Source organism: Streptomyces sp. NPDC111520, assembly GCF_055635295.1.
The window spans coordinates 68240-87761 of record NZ_JBVKBW010000006.1; the positions used below are offsets into that span (position 1 = coordinate 68240).

Consider the following 19522-nt stretch of genomic DNA (forward strand, 5'->3'; position numbering starts at 1 on the left):
CGGGACGCACCGCACATGCGCCCCGGCCGCTGGAAAAGGTGGCTCCTGCCGTTCGGACTACAGGGCGAGACCGGTCAGGACCAGGACCCGCTCGTACGTGTAGTCGTCCATGGCGTACTTGACGCCCTCACGGCCCACGCCGGAGTCCTTGACGCCGCCGTACGGCATCTGGTCCGCGCGGTAGGAAGGCGCGTCGCCGATGACGACGCCGCCGACCTCCAGCTCGCGGTGGGCGCGGAACGCGGTCTGCAGGTCGTGGGTGAACACACCGCACTGCAGCCCGAACCGGGAGTCGTTGACGACCGCGAAGGCCTCGTCGGCACCGTCCACCCTGTGCAGGGACAGGACCGGGCCGAAGACCTCCTCGGTGGCGATGATCGCGTCAGCGGGGAGGTCGGCGAGGACGGTCGGCTCGTAGGCGGCGGCGCCGTCGCGCCGGCCGCCGGTCAGCAGCTTCGCGCCCTTGGCGAGCGCGTCGTCGACCCAGGACTCGACGCGCGCGGCGGCGTTGCCGTCGACGAGCGGGCCGACGTCGGTGGCGTCGTCCGCGGGGTCGCCGGTGACCTGCGCACGGACCTTGGCGACGACCTTCTCCACGAGCCGGTCGTACACCGAGGCGTCGGCGACGACCCGCTGCACCGAGATGCAGGACTGGCCGCCCTGGTAGTTGGCGAAGGTGGCGATGCGGTTCGCCGCCCACTCCAGGTCCTCCTCCGAGGACCAGTCGGCCAGGACGACGGCCGCGGCGTTGCCGCCCAGCTCCAGGGTGATGTGCTTGCGCGGCACCGAGTCCATGATCTGGTAGCCGACCCGGTCGGAACCGGTGAAGGAGATGACGGGCAGCCGCTCGTCCCGCACCAGGGCGGGCATGCGGTCGTTGGGGACGGTCAGCACGCTCCACGAGCCGGCCGGCAGGTCCGTCTCGGCCAGGATCTCGCCGAGGAGCAGCGCGGACAGCGGGGTCGCCGGGGCCGGCTTCAGGATGATCGGGGTGCCCACCGCGATCGCCGGGGCCACCTTGTGGGCCACCAGGTTCAGCGGGAAGTTGAAGGGCGCGATGCCGAGCACGCTGCCGCGCGGGAAGCGCCGGGTCAGCGCCAGGCGGCCGGTGCCGCCCGCGTCGGTGTCCAGGCGCTGGGCCTCACCGCTGTTGAAGCGGCGGGCCTCCTCCGCCGCCCAGCGGAAGACGGACACGGCGCGGCCGACCTCGCCGCGGGCCCACTTGACCGGCTTGCCGTTCTCCGCGGTGATCAGCCGGGCGATCTCCTCGGCGCGCTCGGCCAGCCGCTTGGACACGTGGTCCAGGGCGGCGGCCCGCACGTGGGCGGGGGTCGCGGCGAACTCCGCCTCGACGGCCTTCGCCGCGGCGACGGCCTCCTCCACCTGGGCGGGCGTCGGCACGCCGACGGAGGCCACGACGCTGCCGTCGTACGGGTTCACGACATCGAAGGTGTCCTCGCCGGTGGCGGGGCGGCCGGCGAGCCAGAAGGCGGTGGGGGTGCTCATGCGGACCACCGTAGGACGGGCGGCACCCGGCCGGTCTTGTCCAGTGCGTCCTACGGTCCCGGGCCGATGCGACGTTTTGGCGGGACGGGCTCAGCCACCGGACTTGAGCGCCAGCCACAGCTCCATGCGGACGTCCGGGTCGTCCAGCGAACGCCCGAGGATCTCCTCCACGCGCCGCATCCGGTAGCGCAGGGTGTGCCGGTGGACGCCCAGGTCCGCCGCGGCGGCGTCCCACTGCCCGTGCCGCGACAGCCATGCCCGCAGCGACGCGACCAGATCACCCCGGGCGGTGGCGTCGTGCTCGCGCAGCGGCCGCAACAGGCCCTCGGAGAACGCCCGTACGGCGTCGTCGCCCAGCAGCGGCAGCATCGAGCCGGCACCGACCTCGTCGTGCTCGACCAGACTGCGGCCGCGCCGCCGGGCCACCGCCAGCGCCCGCTCGGCCTGCTCGTGCGCACCGGGGACGCCCGCGGTGCGCACCGCGGCGGACAGCCCGGCCACCAGGTCCTCGCTTCCGTCGACCGCCGCCACGCAGGCCCGTGTCACCTCGCCGTCCGCGGCCGCGAGCACCGTCAGCCGGTCCTCGTCACGGACCGCCAGCACGGGCTCGGCGGCCCGCATCCCGGCCGTCTCCACCCGTTCGGCCAGCAGCCCCACCGCGTCCCCCGCGGCCTCCGCGCGTTCCGCGACCAGCACCCGCACCGGCGCGTCGAACAGGCCCCCGTACAACCGGCCCGCCACGGTGCGCGCGTGCTCCGGCTCCCCGACCAGCAGCATCCGCAGCAGCGCGGCGCCCAGCCGCTGCTGGGTGTCCTGCAGCGCCCGGGACTGCTCCAGGGACAGCGTCAGCAGCGCCACGGCGGCGTGCACGAGGTACCGGGCGGAGGTGTCCGGCCGCTCCTCCGTGCCGACCGCGAGGAAGCCGCGGGGGCGGCGGCCGGTGCCCAGCGACTGCAGCTCGACGCGGTCCTCCGTGCCGGCCGGGCCCGCGACCGCCGCACTGGCCGGGGCGGGCCTGCCGCGCAGCCGCTCCACCTCCCCGGCGAGCCGCGCCGCCCGCCGCCCCGCCCACTCCGGCGCCGCGGCCACCACGGCGCCCGACGCGTCGTACAGCGCCGCCCAGCCGTTCAGGTGCGCCGCCAGCCGCGACAGCAGCGCCGTCGTCCCGTCCGGGGCGAGCGCCGCCCGGGTCAGCTCCCGCTGCGCCTCGAACCCCGCGGTCACCGCCTTGTACCGGTCGGCGGCGATCTCCGCGGAGACGGCCTTGCTGATCGCGATGAACGGGGTCCTGTGCGGCACCTCCAGCAACGGCAGCCGGTGCGCGGCCGCCGCGTCCACGAGCGCCTGCGGCACGGTGTCGTGGCTCACCCCGACGCCGAACCCGAGGCCCACGACGCCGGCGCCGGCCAGGCGCGCCACGTACGCGCCGAGCGCTTCGGGCGAGCCGACGTCCAGCTTGAGGCCCGTGGTCAGCAGCAGCTCGCCGCCCTCCAGGTACGGGGCGGGGTCGTCCAGCTCGCTGGTGTGCACCCAGCGGACGGCGGCCTCCTCCAGGCGGTCGCCTCCGGCGAGGGCGGCCAGCTTCAGGGCGGGGTTCCGCAGCAGCGAGGCGAGCGTGGGCGGCACGGGCTTTTTCTCCATCTCGGAGTGCGTTCACTTCCGATTCTGCCTCACCGTATACCTGCGGTGCCGGGCCGTCTGTGGGTGCGGGTGCGTCGTGGCTGCGGTTGGGGGGTTGCCCACCCGCCCTCCCGATTGCCCGGCGCGATTGGTGCGGGCCTGCGCGCGTACATGGTGGGCCGGGGCCGGGGCCTCCGGGGTGGGCATTCTGTACCGCACATTTATGTGCATGGCGGGCACCCGCCCTTGCCGCCCCGGATGCCGCACAACAAATACACGTCAGCGTCCAGAACGCCCACCCCTACGACCCCGCCCCCTCCGTGTGTCGCGACCAACGGCCGGAGGGGCGTGATGGGGGGCACCCCTCCCCACACCGCTGGAAGCTGCCCCCAGCGGGGGTCCCCCGGCCGTAGGCCGAGCGAAGGTGCGCGCACCAGTAGCCGGAGGCACGGCGAGCGCCGGGGGTGGGGGCACAACCCCGCCCTCAGCTGGGTCCCCCGGCCGCAGGCCGAGCGAGGGTGCGCTGTACCGGTGGCGCGGCCGGCCCGGTGCTCACCGTGCCGCTGGCATCGAGCCGGATGGTGTGGGCGTTCGGTGAAACGCGTGCGGTAACCCCGGACCGCCCTCTCACCACCCTCCGGCCGTCATGCGCCCGAACCGGCGGGAGGGGGTGTGGCGGGGTGCGCCCGGAAACGACGAGCGGCGGACCCGGGTGCCGAATGACGTAGGGCTGAACCGCGAGCGTTGAGGACGTGCGCCGGCGCGGCACCGACCCAGGCACACGGTGCGAGACGGTCACTGACCGCGCCGGGCAATCGGGCGGGAGGGCGGGGGACAGCTCGCCGCAGGCGCAGACAACCCGCACACAACCACCGGGCCACACACAAGAATCACGCGCGCAAATCCACCAACACCGGAGCCGCATGTTCCCCGTCGACCGCCGTGAGGGAAACCACGGCGTGCCCCGCGGGAACCGCGTGCGCCAGGTCCGACGCGGACCACCGCTCGCGCTCGACCCGCCGCACCGTCACCGACTCCGCCGTGACCGCCTTCCCCGTGACGAGCCGCCGCACGGCGTGCAAGACCCGCGTGAGCGGTTCGTCCGCGATGATCTGACGGTTGGTGACGTCGTGGACGTCCACCCACTCCTTGCCCCACACCTCCGCGAACCGGGCGCCGTCCCAGGCGGTGAGCCCGGCGAGCGCCGCCCGGCAGCCGACGGCACCCAGCAGGGCGCCCCGGAGCGCTTCGGGGACGTCGTCCAGCGTGCGCAGCGTGAGCACCGCGCCGGCGTTGGCGGAGCGCATGCGCTGCAGGCCCCGCACGGACTCCGCGGTCACGGTGTGGGAGGCGTCGTCGAGGACGAGGCAGGCGAACAGGGAGCGGTCCCGCCGGGCGGCGGCGCACTCGGCGAACTGGGCGAGGACGAGCCGCGCCAGCATCCGGGAGACCTCGGTGTGGCCCCGTTCCGGGAGGTCGATGCGGACCCGCAGGGGGTGTTCGAGGCCGCGCAGGGAGAAGGGGTGGCTGCCGCCCGTGGTGTCGAAGAATCCGGCGAACGCGGGCCGGTCGAGCAGCGCGATGCGGTCGGCGAGCAGGGGGCCCGCGTCGCCGGCCCGGGCGGACTGCCGTTCACGGGCGTCGAGTTCGCGCAACTGCCCCTGGGCGGCGGCGCCCCGGGCCTGCAGGGCGGAGCGCAGTGCGGCGAGGGCCGACGCGGTGCCGTCGAGGAGCTCGCGCAGTTCGGGGACGGAGGGGAAACGGCCGTGGGCCGCGTGGAAGGGCCCGAGGAGCTGGGCGAGGGCGGTGGCGGCGCGGCGGCTGTCGCCGCCGGGCAGCGCCGCGGCGAGGTCCCCGACGAGGGCCTCGGCGAGGAAGCCCGCGGCCTCGTCGGGGTCGGCGGTGCCGCCGTACAGGTCGAGGTCGTACGCGGAGTCGGGTTGGCCGATCTTGACGACGACGTCGAAGGACTCGTCGGGCGCGAGGCGTGCCCCGTCGGTGCCGACCACGACGACGGCCGCCCGCCCGGCAAGGGCCTGCAGGCACATGAGTTCCAGCGCGGGCCGCGCGAAGCGCACGGTCTTGCCGGAGCCGGGCGGTCCGACGGCCAGCAGGGACGTGCCGAGGACGGACGGGTCGAGGGCGTAGCCGGCGCCGCGGTGGGTGCGGGGGTTGCGCTCGTCGTCGGAGGCGGCGCCGATGCGGACCTGGCCGGCCAGCAGGTCGTGCCGGGCGGTGCGGGCGGGCAGGTCGCGGGCGCCGGACGGGTGGGCGCAGGCGGCGGCGCCGTAGCGCAGGACCGTGTCGGTGAAGGCGGTGAGCCGGCCGGGTTCGGAGCGTACGGACTGCCAGGCGCGGCCGAGGCGGGCGAAGTCGACGTCGTTCATCAGCCCGGAACGGGCGTCCTCGGCGAGCCGGTCCGCGGCGTCGGCGGCGCCGCCGCGGCGGAGCTCGGGGAAGGCGGCGGGGTCCTGGGCGGGGTCGGCGGGTTCGCGGCCGGTGGCCGCCCGCTCCTCCTCGCGCGCGCGCCGCAGCGGCGCGCTGATGGAGCGGCGCCACAGTTCGGCCCAGCGTCCGACGCGGGCGAAGAAGACCAGCAGGGCGCCGCCGATGAGCGCGTAGTAGAGGTACGAGGCCCACAGGTAGGCGGTCTGGTTGCCGCCCGCCTGCCGCCAGGACTCGGGGGTCAGGGCGAGCAGCGGCCAGAGCCAGTAGCTGCCGAGGTAGCCGTTCCACAGCAGGGACCACAGCAGCCAGCCGCCGAGGAAGGAGATCAGGGCGCCGGCGACCAGCTGGCGGCCCGGCACGGCGTCCGGGTCGGCGGCGGGGCGGGGGCGGTGGCCGAGCCGCCAGACGCCGGGGGCGGCGGCGGGGCGCGGGGCCCGCAGCCAGGCGAGGAAACCGGAGCCGTCCGGGGTGGCGGACGGCGCGGACTCGGCGGGGGCGCGCCACGCGCCGGTGTCCGGGCGGGTGGCGGGCTGCGGCGGGGGCCCGGGGGGCAGCGGGGGCGTGGCCGGGACGGCCCTGGGCGCGCGTCCGGGGCCGGCGGGGCCGGGCCTCGCGCCGGGCACGGGGGGCGGCCCGGCGTGCGCGGGCGGGGCGTCCGGCATCGGCCGGGCACCGGGTACCGGCGGCGGGCCCGGTTGCGGGCCGGAGCCCCCGGGCGGAGGCGCCGCGGGCTTCTCGTGCGTACCGTCGCGTTCCATCGCGTGTGCCACCCCTCGCAGGTCCGCACTCAATGTAGTCGAGCGGCCACCGCAGTCTGAAGGATCTTGGCACGCTCATGTCCGTCACGTCGAAGAGGCGTTCCGCAGTGCGCCCTATCGGAGTGTGCGGGGCTCCGCCGTACGGGCTTAGCCTGCGAGGAAAGACCACGGTTCGAAGGAGTACGTCCGCCATGACCGATCTGGCCCAGGAGCGTCGACTCGTCACCCCGATCCCCGGCCCCAAGTCGCAGGAGCTGCTGGCGCGCAAGACGGCGGCGGTCCCGAGCGGCGTCGGCGTGACCCTGCCCGTCTTCGTCACCCGCGCCGGCGGCGGCGTGTTGCAGGACGTGGACGGCAACTCCCTGATCGACTTCGGTTCCGGCATCGCGGTGACCTCGGTCGGCAACAGCGCCGAGGCGGTCGTGCGCCGCGCGTCGGCGCAGCTGGCCGACTTCACCCACACCTGTTTCATGGTGACGCCGTACGAGGGTTACGTGGAGGTCGCCGAGGCCCTCAACGAGCTGACCCCGGGCGACCACGAGAAGCGCACCGCGCTGTTCAACTCGGGTGCCGAGGCCGTCGAGAACGCGGTGAAGATCGCCCGCGCGTACACCAAGCGCCAGGCCGTGGTCGTCTTCGACCACGGCTACCACGGCCGCACCAACCTCACGATGGCGCTGACGGCGAAGAACATGCCGTACAAGCACTCGTTCGGCCCGTTCGCGCCCGAGGTCTACCGGATGCCGCTGGCCTACCCCTACCGCTGGCTGACCGGCCCGGAGAACTGCGCGGAGGAGGCGGCGGCCCAGGCGATCGACATGATCACCAAGCAGGTCGGGGCGGAGAACGTGGCCGCGATCGTGATCGAGCCGATCCAGGGCGAGGGCGGCTTCATCGAGCCGGCCAAGGGCTTCCTCCCCAAGCTGGTGGAGTTCGCGCGGGAGAACGGCATCGTCTTCGTCGCGGACGAGATCCAGACCGGCTTCTGCCGCACCGGCCAGTGGTTCGCCTGCGAGGACGAGGGCATCGTCCCGGACCTCATCACCACCGCCAAGGGCATCGCCGGCGGTCTGCCGCTGGCCGCGGTGACCGGCCGCGCGGAGATCATGGACGCCGCGCACTCCGGCGGTCTGGGCGGCACCTACGGCGGCAACCCGGTGGCGTGCGCCGGTGCGCTGGGCGCCATCGAGACGATGAAGGAGCAGGACCTCAACGCCAGGGCGCGCCGCATCGGCGGCATCATGCTCGGCCGGCTGCGCGGCATGCAGGAGAAGTTCGAGGTCATCGGTGACGTCCGGGGCCGCGGCGCCATGATCGCGATCGAGCTGGTGGAGCCGGGGAGCAAGACCCCGAACGCCGCCGCCACCGCCGCCGTGGCCAAGGCCTGCCACGCCGAGGGCCTGGTGGTCCTGACCTGTGGCACCTACGGCAACGTGCTGCGCTTCCTGCCGCCGCTGGTGATCGGGGAGGACCTGCTGAACGAGGGCCTGGACATCATCGAGGGCGCGCTCGCCCGGCTGTGACCAGGTGCTTCGCCGGTGACCGGGCGCGTACGGCACACAGCGTGAAGAAGGTGTGCGGGCCTGATGGCGGGAGGGTGCAACCCCTGCCCGGCGGCCCCCCGGTGACGTACGGTTTCGGCAGATGGAAGAAACACCCCGTCTGCGGAAGTCCGCGGGCGACACTTTGCCGGTGACTCCCCATCACCGGCACAGCAGTGCCCTCGCGCACAGCGCCGAAGCCGAAGGCTCCGGCAATCCTCGCCGATCGGTCGGCCGCTTGCCCCAAACCCCCCGGGGCGGGCGGTACGGCGATCGTTCTGGCCGCCCCGGAACTCTCCCCCCTGTTCCGGGGCGGCCAACTTCTCTGGTGGCCGTGGTGTGCACGGCGCTCTTCGGACTGCTGACCTGGCAGGAGGCAATACGAGGGCGCCTGCTGGCCCTGGACGGACCGGTGCGTGCCACCCTCGCGGGACCCTCCCCCCACCCCGCGGACCGTTCCGTGTCGCAGTTCCTCGCCGACCTGGGCGACTGGCGGGTCGCCGTGCCCGTGCTGCTGCTTGCGATGGTCTGGACCACCTGGCGCGCCCGGCGGTACGGGCTGTCCCGCCCCTGGCTGCCGCCGCTGGCCTACGCGCTCGTGATGGTCGTCGCGCCGCTGCTGGTCGCCCTGGTCAAGCCGCTGATCGGCCGGGCCGGCCCCGGTTCGCTGACCCTCTCCCCCGGTTATCCGGGGCTCTACCCCTCGGGCCACACGGCGACGGCGGCCGCCGCGTACGGCGGCGCGGTGCTCCTGCTGCTGCCGTGGCTGGTGCGCACGGCCGCACGGCGGCTGCTGGTCGCCGCCGTCGTGCTGCTCGACGCCGCGGTGGGGGTCGCCCTGGTCCGCTGCGGCTACCACTGGCCGCTCGACGTCGTGGGGAGCTGGCTGCTGTGCGGCGCCCTGCTCGCGGGCGCCGCCCTGGCGGTCGGTCGCCGGTCGGGACGTCCTCACCCAGCGCGCTGAGCCGCCGGTCCGGGTGACCGGCACGGACCGCGGGCGCGGCGGCTTACCCTCCCCACATGACCGAACCGAGCAAAGCGGAAGAGGCGACCCGCCTCGCGATCGAGTTCCTCACTCTGTGGCTGGAGGACGACCGGGAGGGGGCCGCCAGACACATCGCCGGCGTGGTCGAGAGTCTCGACGGCGCGGAACGGATGCGCATGGTCGCCGGGCTCCTCAACCTGAACATGTTCGTCGTCTTCGAGCTGGCCAAGGCGCGGGGCGCCGAGGACTACCGTGCCGACGCCGGCGCGTACCTGCGCCACCTCTCCGCGCACCTGCCTGAGGTCGGCGGCCCGGGGACGGACGCGTGAGCGTCCCACCCGGTGCTGACGGGCGAGACCCGCCGACCGCGGAAGCGCGGGTCGGCGGGCCTCGGAGCGGGGGTGTCAGTTGTTGGTCGGGAAACCGAGGTTGATGCCGCCGTGGCTCGGGTCGAGCCACCGCTGGGTGACGGCCTTGCCGCGGGTGAAGAAGTGGACGCCGTCCGGGCCGTAGGCGTGCGTGTCGCCGAAGAGCGAGGCCTTCCAGCCGCCGAAGGAGTAGTACGCCACGGGCACCGGGATCGGCACGTTGATGCCGACCATGCCGACCTCGACGTCGTGCTGGAAGCGGCGGGCGGCGCCGCCGTCGTTGGTGAAGATGGCCGTGCCGTTGCCGTACGGGTTGGAGTTGATCAGCTCCAGGCCCTCGTCGTACGAGCCCACGCGCACCACGGACAGCACCGGGCCGAAGATCTCGTCGTTGTAGACCGACATGCCGGGTTTGACGTCGTCGAAGAGGGTCGGGCCGAGCCAGAAGCCGCCCTCGGTGTCCTCGCCGCTGACGGCGTGGGTACGGCCGTCCACGGCGAGGGTCGCGCCGTCGGCGAGGCCCGCGTCCAGGTAGGACGTCACCTTGTCGCGGTGGGCGCCGGTCACCAGCGGGCCCATCTCGGAGGCGGCGCTGCAGCCGGGGCCGACCGTGAGGCCGGACATCCGCTCCTTGATCTTCTCGACCAGCGTGTCGCCGATCGGGTCGACGACGACCAGGACGGACACCGCCATGCAGCGCTCGCCGGCCGCGCCGAACCCGGCGTTGACGGCGGCGTCGGCGGCGAGGTCCAGGTCCGCGTCCGGGAGCACCAGCATGTGGTTCTTGGCGCCGCCCAGGGCCTGGACGCGCTTGCCGTAGCGGGTGCCGGTCTCGTAGACGTAGCGCGCGATCGGGGTGGAGCCGACGAAGGAGACGGACTTGACGTCCGGGTGCTCCAGGAGGCGGTCGACGGCGACCTTGTCGCCGTGCACGACGTTGAAGACGCCGTCCGGCAGACCGGCCTGCTTCCACAGCTCCGCGAGGAAGTTGGCGGCGGACGGGTCCTTCTCGGAGGGCTTGACGACGACGGTGTTGCCCGCGGCGATGGCGATGGGGAAGAACCACATCGGCACCATCGCCGGGAAGTTGAAGGGCGAGATGATCGCGACCGGGCCGAGCGGCTGGCGGATCGAGTAGACGTCGATGCCGGTCGAGGCCTGCTCGGTGAAGCCGCCCTTGATCAGCTGCGGGATGCCGCAGGCGTACTCGACGACCTCCAGGCCGCGGGCGATCTCGCCGAGCGCGTCGGAGTGCACGTTGCCGTGCTCGGAGACGATGATCGCGGCCAGCTCCTCGCGCTTGGCGTTGAGCAGCTCGCGGAAGGCGAAGAGCACCGTGCTGCGCTTGGCCACCGAGGCGTGGCGCCACTCCTTGAACGCGGCGGCCGCGGCGCCGACGGCCTGGTCGACCTCGGCGTTCGACGCGAAGTCCACCCGCCCGGTCACGGCACCGGTGGCGGGGTCGTACACGTCTCCGTGCCGCTCCGTGGTGCCGGTCCACGACTGTCCGGCGATCCAGTGCGTGATGTGCTTGTCGGTCACGGCGGACCTTCCTCTCCTCGTCTCCTGCCAGTGTCGTCAGCGGGCAGGGCACCCTCAAGCACCAAGGTGTCGGCGCCGGGGCCGGGAGCTTTACAGGTCGTAGAGCTCGTCGGGGTGCTCCATGCCCTCCATGAGGTCCAGCCGGATGTCCTGCGCCCAGTCGAAGGCCCAGCGTTTGACGGCGGCCGTGCCCGCGCCGTCCAGTCCCTGCGCCGCGTACGCCGCGTCGTCGGCCTCGACGAGCTTGTCGAGGCGGTCGGCGAGCAGGCGCGGCTGGAGGTCGTCGTCGAGGTGGACGGCCATCGTCAGCAGCTCCCCCGGGGTGAACCAGGCGGTCAGGGCATGGACGTCGACGAGGTCGCGAACCGTGGCGCGGTCGGCGACGGCGGCCACCTTCAGGGCCGCGCAGTCCTCCAGCGCCACCACCGGCACGGGCCCGGACAGGCCGAGTCCGACGGGGACCGGGGGACGGGAGAGCGGCTGTTTGGCCACGTGGACCGTGCGGCCGGCCTCCCCCGGCTCGGTGACCCCGAGGTGGGCGGCGAGCGGCGTGCCGGGCAGCGGGGCCACTTCGTAGCCGGCCCCGGTGCAGGCGGTGGCGAGCGCGGCCCCGATGTCGCCGACCGGGGTGGAGCTGAAGGTGACCAGGTCGAGGTGGCGGGAGGGACGGCGCTCGAAGCCGTGCGCGATCAGCGCGAGGCCGCCCGCCACGGCCAGGCCGTGGCGCCCGCAGACGGGCAGGGCGGTCTCGACGAGGTGCGCGAGGCCGGGCGGGAGGACCATCTCAGCCCGCCGCGGGAACGGGGGCGCGCCGCGGCGCGCCCGGGTGTCCGCGGCCGCTCCGGGACCGGCCGCCTTCCGTCGGGATCACGGAACCAGTGTCGCGCACCGGGGCGTACGACGGGCGGGCCCCCGTCCGCCGGGTCACGCGCCCGGATCACGGCCCCGCCGTCCCGCCAGGTGGGCGGCCGCCTCGTGCATGGCCAGTTCCAGGACGCCGGGGTCAGTGAGGTTGCCCGTGCCGTCGGGCGGCACGAGCCAGCGGACGCCTCCGGTGGCGCGGCCGGGGTAGGGGACCACGATCCAGGTGCCGGGCCCCGCGGTGCGCACCCCGGTGCCGACCCACCGGGCGGCGGTGCCCGGGGGCACGAACCAGCCCATGCGGGAGTCCCCGAAGTCGGCCAGGACCGGGCCCGGGCGGTCGACGAGACGGGTGAGGACGTCGAGCGTCGGGTAGCCCAGTTCGCCGGTGACGATGAGGACGTCCCACAGCCTCCCGGCGGGCAGGAGCGTCACCCCGAGGGGGTGGCGCTCCCATTCCCACCGGGTGGCGTCGGGGTCGGGTGCCACGGAAACCAGCCATTCGACCGCGCCCCGCGCGTCTGTGCCCACCATGCCGGTTCCTCCGTTCCGTGTGTGCGCTGTCGTGCTGTCACGCGGAGAGAGGGGGCCGGGGACGGATCATTACGCGGGTTTCACCACGCCCGATGGGGTGATCCGGATCACGGGGCTCGCGCGGGGTGCGGGGCCGCCGGTCAGCTGTCGAAGCCGAGGCCCAGCCGGTCCATCGCCTTGAGCCACAGGTTGCGCCGCCCGGCGTTGCGGTCGGCGCGGTCCAGTGACCACTTGGTGAGGCCGATCCCCGCCCACGCCAGCGGCTCGGGCGGGAAGGGCAGCGGCTTGGTGCGGACCATGCGCAGCGTGGTGCGTTCGGTGGGTCCGCCGGAGAGCAGGTCGAGCATGACGTCGGCGCCGAAGCGGGTGGCGCCGACACCGAGGCCGGTGTAGCCGGCGGCGTACGCGACCTTCCCGTCGTGGGCGGTGCCGTAGAAGGCGGAGAAGCGCGAGCAGGTGTCGATCGCGCCGCCCCAGGCGTGGGTGAAGCGCACGCCCTCCAGTTGCGGGAAGCAGCGGAAGAAGTGTTCCGCGAGCTTCAGGTAGGTCTCCGGGCGTTCGTCCCGGGCGGCGTCCAGGCGTCCGCCGTAGGGGTAGATGGCGTCGTAGCCGCCCCACAGCACGCGGTTGTCGGCGGTGAGCCGGAAGTAGTGGAACTGGTTGGCGCTGTCGCCGAGTCCCTGACGGTTCTTCCAGCCGACGGCGCCGAGCTGCTGCGGCGTCAGCGGCTCGGTCACCAGCGCGTAGTCGTAGACGGGGACGATGTAGTGGCGCACCCGGCGCACCAGCGAGGGGAAGACGTTGGTGCCGAGCGCGACGTGCCGGGCGAAGACCCGCCCGTAAGGGGTGCGCACGGCCGTGCCGGAGCCGTTGTGGGCGAGCTGGGTGGCACGGGTGTGCTCGTAGACGCGTACGCCCAGTTCCTCGCAGGCGCGCCGCAGGCCCCAGGCGAGCTTGGCGGGGTGCAGCATGGCGACGCCGCGGCGGTCCCACAGGCCGCCGACGAAGGTGGGCGAGTCGACCTCGGCGCGGACCTGGTCGCGGTCGAGAAGCTCCAGTCCGACGCCGTGCCGGGCGGCGTCCTCGGCGGACGCCCGGAGGTCGTCGAGCTGGTAGGGCTCGGTGGCGACGTCGATCTCCCCGGTGCGTTCGAAGTCGCAGTCGATGGAGTAGCGGGCGACCGCCTCCTCGATGCCGTCGAGGTTGCGGTTGCCCAGCTCCTCCAACTGCCCGAACTCCTCGGGCCAGCGGGCGAGTCCGTTGGCCAGGCCGTGGGTGAGGCTGGCGGCGCAGAAGCCGCCGTTGCGGCCGGACGCCGCCCAGCCCACCTCCTTGGCCTCGATCAGGACGACGTCGCGGCGCGGGTCGCGTTCCTTGGCCAGCAACGCGGTCCACAGCCCGGTGTAGCCGCCGCCGACCACCAGCAGGTCGCAGTGCTCGTCGCCCACGAGGGCCGATCCCGCCCGCGGCCTGCCGGGGTCCTCCAGCCAGAACGGTGTCGGCTGCGCGTCGGCGAGCGAACGGGCTGGGTCCATGGGGTCTCACACCTTTGCGGATGCGGTCGGCGGGTCAACTATGGGCTTTCCTGCGGCGGCTGAGCAGCTGTCCGACGACGACGCAGAGCACCGCCACGACGAACATCAGCGTGCCGATGACGTTCACCTGGACGGGCAGGCCCTTCTGGGCGGCGCCCCAGACGAACATCGGGAAGGTCACGGTGGCCGGGCCGGCGTTGAACTGCGTGATGATGAAGTCGTCGATGGAGATCGCGAAGCTCAGCAGCGCGCCCGCCGCGATGCCGGGCGCGGCGATCGGGAAGGTGATCCGCCAGAACGTCGACCACGGGGTGGCGTAGAGGTCCTGCGCGGCCTGCTCCAGTCGCGGGTCCATGCTCATCACGCGCGCCTTGACCGCCGTCACCACGAAGCTGAGGCAGAACATGATGTGCGCGATGAGGATCGTCCAGAAGCCGAACTGGATGCGCATGTTGAGGAACAGGGTGCCGAGCGAGGCGCCCATCACGATCTCGGGCATCGCCATCGGCAGCCAGATCAGGCCGGTCACCGGGCCGCGGCCGCGGAAGCGGTGGCGGCCGAGCGCGAAGGCGACCATGGTGCCGAGGACGGTGGCGCCGAGGGTGGCGAGGACGGCGATCTGCAGGGACAGCGACACCGAGTCGCACATGTCGCCGACGCCGCAGGGGTTCGTCCAGGCGTCGAGCGAGAAGTGGTTCCAGGAGTAGTTGAAGCGGCCCTTGGGCTGGTTGAAGGAGAAGACCAGGACGATCACGTTGGGGATCGTCATGTAGGCGAGCGCGGCCACGCCGGCGAAGACGACGAGGTGCCGTCGCACCCAGTTCAGCACGGGCATCAGACCAGTTCCTCCGTCCCCGCCCTGCGGATGTAGACGGACACGATCACGAGGATCGCGGCCATGAGGATGAAGGACAGTGCGGCGGCGGTCGGGTAGTCGAGCACCGTCAGGAACTTGGACTGGATGACGTTGCCGATCATCTGCTCGCTGGGGCTGCCCAGCAGTTCGGCGTTGATGTAGTCGCCGGAGGCGGGGATGAAGGTGAGCAGCGTGCCGGCCACGACGCCGGGCAGCGAGATCGGGAAGGTCACCTTGCGGAAGGTGGTGAAGGGCCGGGCGTACAGGTCGCCCGCCGCCTCGTGCAGCCGCGGGTCGATGCGCTCCAGCGAGCTGTAGAGCGGCAGGATCATGAAGGGCAGGAAGTTGTACGTCAGACCGCACACCACCGCGAGCGGCGTGGCGAGTACGCGGTCGTCGGCGGTGATGCCGAGGGACGCGGTGACGTTCAGGACGTGCAGCTTGTCCAGCACGGTCACGACGTAGCCGTCGTCCGCGAGGATCGTCTTCCAGGCCAGGGTGCGGATCAGGAAGCTGGTGAAGAACGGCGCGATGACCATGACCAGCAGCACGTTCCGCCAGCGGCCCGCCTTGAAGGCGATGGTGTACGCCAGCGGGTAGCCGATCGCCAGGCAGAGCACGGTGGCGATGCCGGCGTAGATCAGCGACCGCAGGTAGAAGACGTCGTACTCGGTGAAGGCGTCCCAGTAGGTGGCGAAGTGCCAGGTGACGCGGTAGCCGGTCTCCAGGGAGCCGGTCTGCACCGAGGTCGAGGCCTGGTAGACCATCGGGGCGGCGAAGAAGACCAGCAGCCACAGGATGCCGGGCAGCAGCAGCCAGTACGGCACGAGTCTGCGCCGCCGGGCGGCGGAGCCGGACGGCTCCGGCGGGTTCTGCGCCGGTGCCCCCGCGGGGGCGGTGGACAGGGCGGCCATTACGCGTTGACCTCCCCCGCCTCGATGTCCTGCGCGGCGTCGAGACCGAAGGTGTGCGCCGGGCTCCAGTGCAGCACCACCTCGGCGCCGGGGACGAGGCGGCCGTCGCGCTCCACGTTCTGCGCGAAGACGGCCAGCTCGGGACACCAGGGGCTGTTGACGACGTACTGGGTGGAGACGCCGATGAAGCTGGCGTCGACGATCCGGCCGGTGATCCTGTTGCGGCCCTCGGGGACCTCGGCGGCGTCGTCGGCGTGGACGATGGTGATCTTCTCGGGGCGCACCCCGGCGAGGAGCTTGTCGCCCGCCCGCACGGAGGGGACGCAGCGCGCGGTGGGCATCGCCAGCCGGCCGTCGCCGACGCTGAGCAGCAGGTCGTCGCCGCTGGTGCCGGCGACCTGGGCCTCGATGAGGTTGGACTGGCCGAGGAAGTTGGCGACGAAGGTGGTGCGCGGGTTCTCGTACAGGTCGGTGGGCGCGCCGAGCTGCTCGATGCGGCCGGCGTTCATCACGGCGATGGTGTCGGCCATGGTCATGGCCTCTTCCTGGTCGTGCGTGACGTGCACGAAGGTGATGCCCACCTCGGTCTGGATGCGCTTGAGCTCCAACTGCATCTGCCGCCGCAGCTTCAGGTCCAGGGCGCCCAGCGGTTCGTCGAGGAGGAGCACCTTGGGGTGGTTGATCAGGGCGCGGGCGACGGCGACGCGCTGCTGCTGGCCGCCGGAGAGCTGGTGCGGCTTGCGGCGGGCGAGGTGGCCCAGCTCGACGAGCTCGAGCATCTCCTCGACCTGGCCCCTGACGGACTTGACGCCGCGGCGGCGCAGGCCGAAGGCGACGTTCTCGTAGATGTCGAGGTGCGGGAAGAGCGCGTAGTTCTGGAAGACCGTGTTGACCGGCCGCTTGTACGGCGGCAGTCCGGTGACGTCCTGGTCGCCGATGCGGACGCTGCCGCCGCTGGGGTCCTCCAGGCCGGCGATCATGCGCAGTGTGGTGGTCTTGCCGCAGCCGGAGGCTCCCAGGAGCGCGAAGAAGGAGCCCTCGGGGATGGTGAGGTCGAGCGGGTGGACGGCGGTGAAGTCGCCGTAGTCCTTGCCGATGCCGGTGAGGGTCACGGCGCCCCCCGCGGGGGCGTGGTCCTTGGCTCCGGCCGGCTCGTCGGAGAGGGGTGCGGTCTGCTGGGTCATGTCGTCAGGTCCCTAACTGCGGTGGCCGGTCAGGCGCCGATGAGCTTGGCGAACTTGTCCTCGAAGGCGGTCTCCTCCTGGGCGGAGAGCGACCGGAAGGGATGGGCCTTCGCCTTCATCTCCGCGTTGGGAATGATCAGCGGGTTGTTGGCCACGTCCTCGTCGATCTTGAGGAGTTCCTCGTAGACGCCCGCGCAGGGCGTGATGTAGTTGACCCATGCCGCGAGCTCGGCGGCGATCTCCGGCTGGTAGTACCAGTCCATGAGCCGCTCGGCGTTCTTGCGGTGCTTGGAGCCGGCCGGGACCAGCATGTTGTCCGTGGAGTAGATGTAGCCGGCGGACGGGATCACGAACTTGATCTCGGGGTTGTCGGCCTGGAGCTGGACGAGGTCGCCGGCCCAGGCGACGCAGGCGGCGATGTTCCCCGAGGCGAGGCCGTCGGTGTACTCGTTGCCGGTGAACTGGCGGATCTGCTTGCCGTCCACGGCCTTCTGGACGCGGGCCACGGCCGCGTCGAAGTCGTCCGCGGTGAAGGACTCCGGCTGCTTGCCCATGTCGAGCAGGGTCATGCCTATGGTGTCGCGCATCTCGCTGAGCATCGCGACGCGGCCCTTGAGGTCGGGGTCGTCCAGCAGTTGGGAGACGCTGCCGACCTTCTTCCCCTTGGTGGCCTTCTCGTTGTAGGCGATGACGGTGGCGATGCCCTGCCAGGGGTAGGAGTGGGCGCGTCCGGGATCCCAGTCGGGGTTGCGGAAACGTTGCTCCAGGTTGGTGAAGGCGTGCGGCAGGTAGGTGGGGTCCAGCGGCTGGGCCCAGCCCAGGCGGATCATCCGGGCGGCCATCCAGTCGGTGAGGACGACCAGGTCGCGGCCGGTGGACTGGCCGGCGGCGAGCTGCGGTTTGATCTTGGCGAAGAACTCGACGTTGTCGGTGATGTCGTCGCTGTACTTGACCTTGATCCCGGTCTTCTTCTCGAAGGCCTCCAGGGTCGGCATGTGCTTCTCGTCGTCGCTCATGTCGATGTAGAGCTGCCAGTTCGAGAAGACCAGCGACTTGTCCTTGTCGGACAGGTCGTCGCTCTTCACGCCGCCCTGGTTGTTGGTCGCCGCCGGGATGCCGCAGGCGGACAGCGCCCCGGCGCCCGCGACTCCGAGGCCGGCGCCGAGCACCCGGCGCCGGCTGAGGGATGCCCTCCCGCTGGTCAGGCTGCGTTCCCACGCTTTGCGTACGGGCTCGGACAGGCCCTCGAACATCTCCATTGCGGTGCGGCCTCCAGGGACGGTGGTGCGTGGGACGGACGGACTGTCGGGCCGGTGGGGGACGGTCCGCGGGGGGGGGTGCGGCCGGGGGTCAGCGGTCGCCGAAGATCGTGCGGTGCCAGCCCTTCCTGGCGACCGCGGTGTTGTCGTACATCACGTGCTTGACCTGTGTGTACTCCTCCAGGGAGTACGCCGACATGTCCTTGCCGTAGCCGGACGCCTTGTACCCCCCGTGCGGCATCTCGCTGATGATCGGGATGTGGTCGTTGACCCAGACGCACCCCGCCTTGATCTCACGGGTGGCACGACCCGCACGGAAGACGTCGCGGGTCCACGCGGACGCGGCCAGGCCGTACGGCGTGTCGTTGGCCAGGGCCAGGCCCTCATCATCGCTGTCGAACGGCAGCACGACCAGTACCGGGCCGAAGATCTCGGACCGGACGATCTCGCTGTCCTGCGCGGCCCCGGTCACCAGCGTGGGACGGTAGAACGCGCCCGGCGAGGCGGGGGCCTCGCCGCCGGTGACGACCGTGGCGTAGGCGCGGGCGCGTTCGACGAAGCCGGCGACGCGGTCGCGCTGGGCGTGGGAGATGAGCGGGCCGAGGTCGGTCTTGGCGTCGAACGGGTCGCCCACCCGGATGCCCGAGAAGAGGTCGGCGACGCCGGCGACGAAGGCGTCGTAGAGGGGGCGCTGCACATAGGCGCGGGTGGCGGCGGTGCAGTCCTGGCCGGTGTTGATCAGGGCGCCCGCGACCGCGCCGTGGACGGCCGCCTCCAGGTCGGCGTCGTCGAAGACGACGAACGGCGCCTTGCCGCCGAGCTCCAGATGCAGCCGCTTGACGGTGGCGGTGGCGATCTCCGCGACGCGCTTGCCGACCGCGGTGGAGCCCGTGAACGAGGTCATCGCGACGTCCGGGTGCCCCACCAGGTGCTCGCCCGCCTCCTTGCCCGCCCCGGTGACGACGTTGACCACGCCCGCCGGGATGCCCGCCATGGTCGCCGCCTGCGCGAACATCAGCGAGGTCAGCGGGGTCAGCTCGGCCGGCTTGAGCACGATCGTGTTGCCCGCGGCGATCGCCGGGAGGACCTTCCAGGCGGCCATCTGCAGCGGGTAGTTCCACGGCGCGACGGAGCCCACGACGCCGACGGGCTCGCGCCGCACGTAGGAGGTGTGGTCGCCGGAGTACTCCCCCGCCGCCCTGCCCTCCAGGTGCCGTGCGGCGCCCGCGAAGAAGGCGGTGTTGTCGACCGTGCCGGGGACGTCGAACTCCGTGGTCAGCCGCAGCGGCTTGCCGCACTGCAGCGACTCGGCGTACGCGAACTCGGCGGCCTGCCCGGCGAGGACGGCCGCGAACCGGTGCATGGCGTCGGAGCGTTCGCCGGGGGTGGCGCCGGCCCAGTCCGGCAGGGCCCGCGCGGCGGCGGCGACGGCGGCGTCCACGTCGGCGGTGCCGGCGAGTTCGTAGGAGTACACGCTCTCGCCGGTGGCCGGGTCGACCACGGGGTGCGCCCGGCCGGAGGTTCCGCCGCGCAGGGTTCCGCCGATGTGCTGGGCTCCCTCGGCGAAACGCTCCCGCACATCGAACCCGCCGTTCGCGCTGAGGTCCATCG

General features: G+C 72.8%; 15 protein-coding genes. 3 read left to right on the forward strand and 12 right to left on the reverse strand.

Going from position 1 to position 19522, the window contains the following annotated elements:
- Positions 1-57: 57 nt before the first annotated feature.
- The 3 genes from ACZ7MY_RS15270 to ACZ7MY_RS15280 form a co-directional block, all read right to left on the reverse strand.
- Positions 58-1506, reverse strand: a complete 1449-nt coding sequence (locus ACZ7MY_RS15270) for an aldehyde dehydrogenase family protein (protein WP_499602108.1) — start codon at positions 1504-1506, stop codon at positions 58-60.
- A 90-nt stretch (positions 1507-1596) separates the two neighbouring features.
- Positions 1597-3132, reverse strand: coding sequence for a PucR family transcriptional regulator (locus ACZ7MY_RS15275; RefSeq protein ID WP_499602733.1), 1536 nt, complete (start codon positions 3130-3132; stop codon positions 1597-1599).
- 884 nt (positions 3133-4016) lie between these two features.
- Positions 4017-6236, reverse strand: coding sequence for an ATP-binding protein (locus ACZ7MY_RS15280; protein WP_499602110.1), 2220 nt, complete (start codon positions 6234-6236; stop codon positions 4017-4019).
- Positions 6237-6523: 287 nt separating this feature from the next.
- Here ACZ7MY_RS15280 and gabT point away from each other — a divergent pair, with 287 nt between their 5' ends.
- The 3 genes from gabT (at position 6524) to ACZ7MY_RS15295 (ending at position 9187) form a co-directional block, all read left to right on the forward strand.
- Positions 6524-7855 carry a 4-aminobutyrate--2-oxoglutarate transaminase gene (gene gabT, locus ACZ7MY_RS15285; RefSeq protein ID WP_499602112.1) on the forward strand — a complete coding sequence of 444 codons (1332 nt, stop codon included), beginning with the start codon at positions 6524-6526 and terminating at the stop codon, positions 7853-7855.
- A gap of 346 nt (positions 7856-8201) precedes the next feature.
- Positions 8202-8837: a phosphatase PAP2 family protein gene (locus tag ACZ7MY_RS15290; RefSeq protein ID WP_499602113.1), complete on the forward strand. Its 636-nt coding sequence runs from the start codon at positions 8202-8204 to the stop codon at positions 8835-8837.
- 56 nt (positions 8838-8893) lie between these two features.
- Entirely contained in the window at positions 8894-9187 is a 294-nt protein-coding gene (locus tag ACZ7MY_RS15295; RefSeq protein ID WP_499602115.1) for a hypothetical protein, read from the forward strand.
- Between the two features lie 75 nt (positions 9188-9262).
- On the opposite strand, the gene ACZ7MY_RS15300 is transcribed toward ACZ7MY_RS15295, so the two are convergent.
- From ACZ7MY_RS15300 to ACZ7MY_RS15340, 9 genes are all read right to left on the reverse strand, one after another.
- Complete coding sequence (locus ACZ7MY_RS15300) at positions 9263-10768, reverse strand: CoA-acylating methylmalonate-semialdehyde dehydrogenase (protein ID WP_499602117.1); 1506 nt, start codon at positions 10766-10768, stop codon at positions 9263-9265.
- 90 nt (positions 10769-10858) lie between these two features.
- The gene (locus ACZ7MY_RS15305; RefSeq protein WP_499602119.1) at positions 10859-11551 is read right to left on the reverse strand and encodes a nucleotidyl transferase AbiEii/AbiGii toxin family protein; all 693 of its coding nucleotides are present in this window, start codon (positions 11549-11551) and stop codon (positions 10859-10861) included.
- 141 nt (positions 11552-11692) lie between these two features.
- Positions 11693-12163, reverse strand: a complete 471-nt coding sequence (locus ACZ7MY_RS15310; protein WP_499602120.1) for a hypothetical protein — start codon at positions 12161-12163, stop codon at positions 11693-11695.
- Between the two features lie 140 nt (positions 12164-12303).
- Positions 12304-13698 (reverse strand): NAD(P)/FAD-dependent oxidoreductase, encoded by a 1395-nt coding sequence (locus ACZ7MY_RS15315; RefSeq protein ID WP_499602122.1) that lies wholly within the window; start codon positions 13696-13698, stop codon positions 12304-12306.
- A gap of 34 nt (positions 13699-13732) precedes the next feature.
- Positions 13733-14533 (reverse strand): ABC transporter permease, encoded by an 801-nt coding sequence (locus ACZ7MY_RS15320; protein WP_499602123.1) that lies wholly within the window; start codon positions 14531-14533, stop codon positions 13733-13735.
- Positions 14533-15468 (reverse strand): ABC transporter permease, encoded by a 936-nt coding sequence (locus tag ACZ7MY_RS15325; protein WP_499602124.1) that lies wholly within the window; start codon positions 15466-15468, stop codon positions 14533-14535. Before ACZ7MY_RS15325 ends, ACZ7MY_RS15320 begins: the two co-directional genes overlap by 1 nt.
- Positions 15468-16652, reverse strand: a complete 1185-nt coding sequence (locus ACZ7MY_RS15330; protein WP_499602126.1) for an ABC transporter ATP-binding protein — start codon at positions 16650-16652, stop codon at positions 15468-15470. Before ACZ7MY_RS15330 ends, ACZ7MY_RS15325 begins: the two co-directional genes overlap by 1 nt.
- A gap of 29 nt (positions 16653-16681) precedes the next feature.
- Positions 16682-17911: a polyamine ABC transporter substrate-binding protein gene (locus ACZ7MY_RS15335; RefSeq protein ID WP_499602127.1), complete on the reverse strand. Its 1230-nt coding sequence runs from the start codon at positions 17909-17911 to the stop codon at positions 16682-16684.
- Between the two features lie 91 nt (positions 17912-18002).
- A complete protein-coding gene (locus ACZ7MY_RS15340) occupies positions 18003-19520 on the reverse strand; it encodes a gamma-aminobutyraldehyde dehydrogenase (protein WP_499602129.1) in 1518 nt (505 codons plus the stop codon).
- Positions 19521-19522: the final 2 nt, after the last annotated feature.

Excerpts from the sequence above, each read along its gene's own strand:
- ACZ7MY_RS15270 (WP_499602108.1), bottom strand. The coding sequence starts at position 1,506 with ATGAGCACCCCCACCGCCTTCTGGCTCGCCGGCCGCCCCGCCACCGGC.
- ACZ7MY_RS15280 (WP_499602110.1), bottom strand. The coding sequence starts at position 6,236 with ATGCCGGACGCCCCGCCCGCGCACGCCGGGCCGCCCCCCGTGCCCGGC.
- gabT (WP_499602112.1), top strand. The coding sequence starts at position 6,524 with ATGACCGATCTGGCCCAGGAGCGTCGACTCGTCACCCCGATCCCCGGC.
- ACZ7MY_RS15295 (WP_499602115.1), top strand. The coding sequence starts at position 8,894 with ATGACCGAACCGAGCAAAGCGGAAGAGGCGACCCGCCTCGCGATCGAG.
- ACZ7MY_RS15305 (WP_499602119.1), bottom strand. The coding sequence starts at position 11,551 with ATGGTCCTCCCGCCCGGCCTCGCGCACCTCGTCGAGACCGCCCTGCCC.
- ACZ7MY_RS15310 (WP_499602120.1), bottom strand. The coding sequence starts at position 12,163 with ATGGTGGGCACAGACGCGCGGGGCGCGGTCGAATGGCTGGTTTCCGTG.
- ACZ7MY_RS15315 (WP_499602122.1), bottom strand. The coding sequence starts at position 13,698 with ATGGACCCAGCCCGTTCGCTCGCCGACGCGCAGCCGACACCGTTCTGG.
- ACZ7MY_RS15320 (WP_499602123.1), bottom strand. The coding sequence starts at position 14,533 with ATGCCCGTGCTGAACTGGGTGCGACGGCACCTCGTCGTCTTCGCCGGC.
- ACZ7MY_RS15325 (WP_499602124.1), bottom strand. The coding sequence starts at position 15,468 with ATGGCCGCCCTGTCCACCGCCCCCGCGGGGGCACCGGCGCAGAACCCG.
- ACZ7MY_RS15330 (WP_499602126.1), bottom strand. The coding sequence starts at position 16,652 with ATGACCCAGCAGACCGCACCCCTCTCCGACGAGCCGGCCGGAGCCAAG.
- ACZ7MY_RS15335 (WP_499602127.1), bottom strand. The coding sequence starts at position 17,911 with ATGGAGATGTTCGAGGGCCTGTCCGAGCCCGTACGCAAAGCGTGGGAA.
- ACZ7MY_RS15340 (WP_499602129.1), bottom strand. The coding sequence starts at position 19,520 with ATGGACCTCAGCGCGAACGGCGGGTTCGATGTGCGGGAGCGTTTCGCC.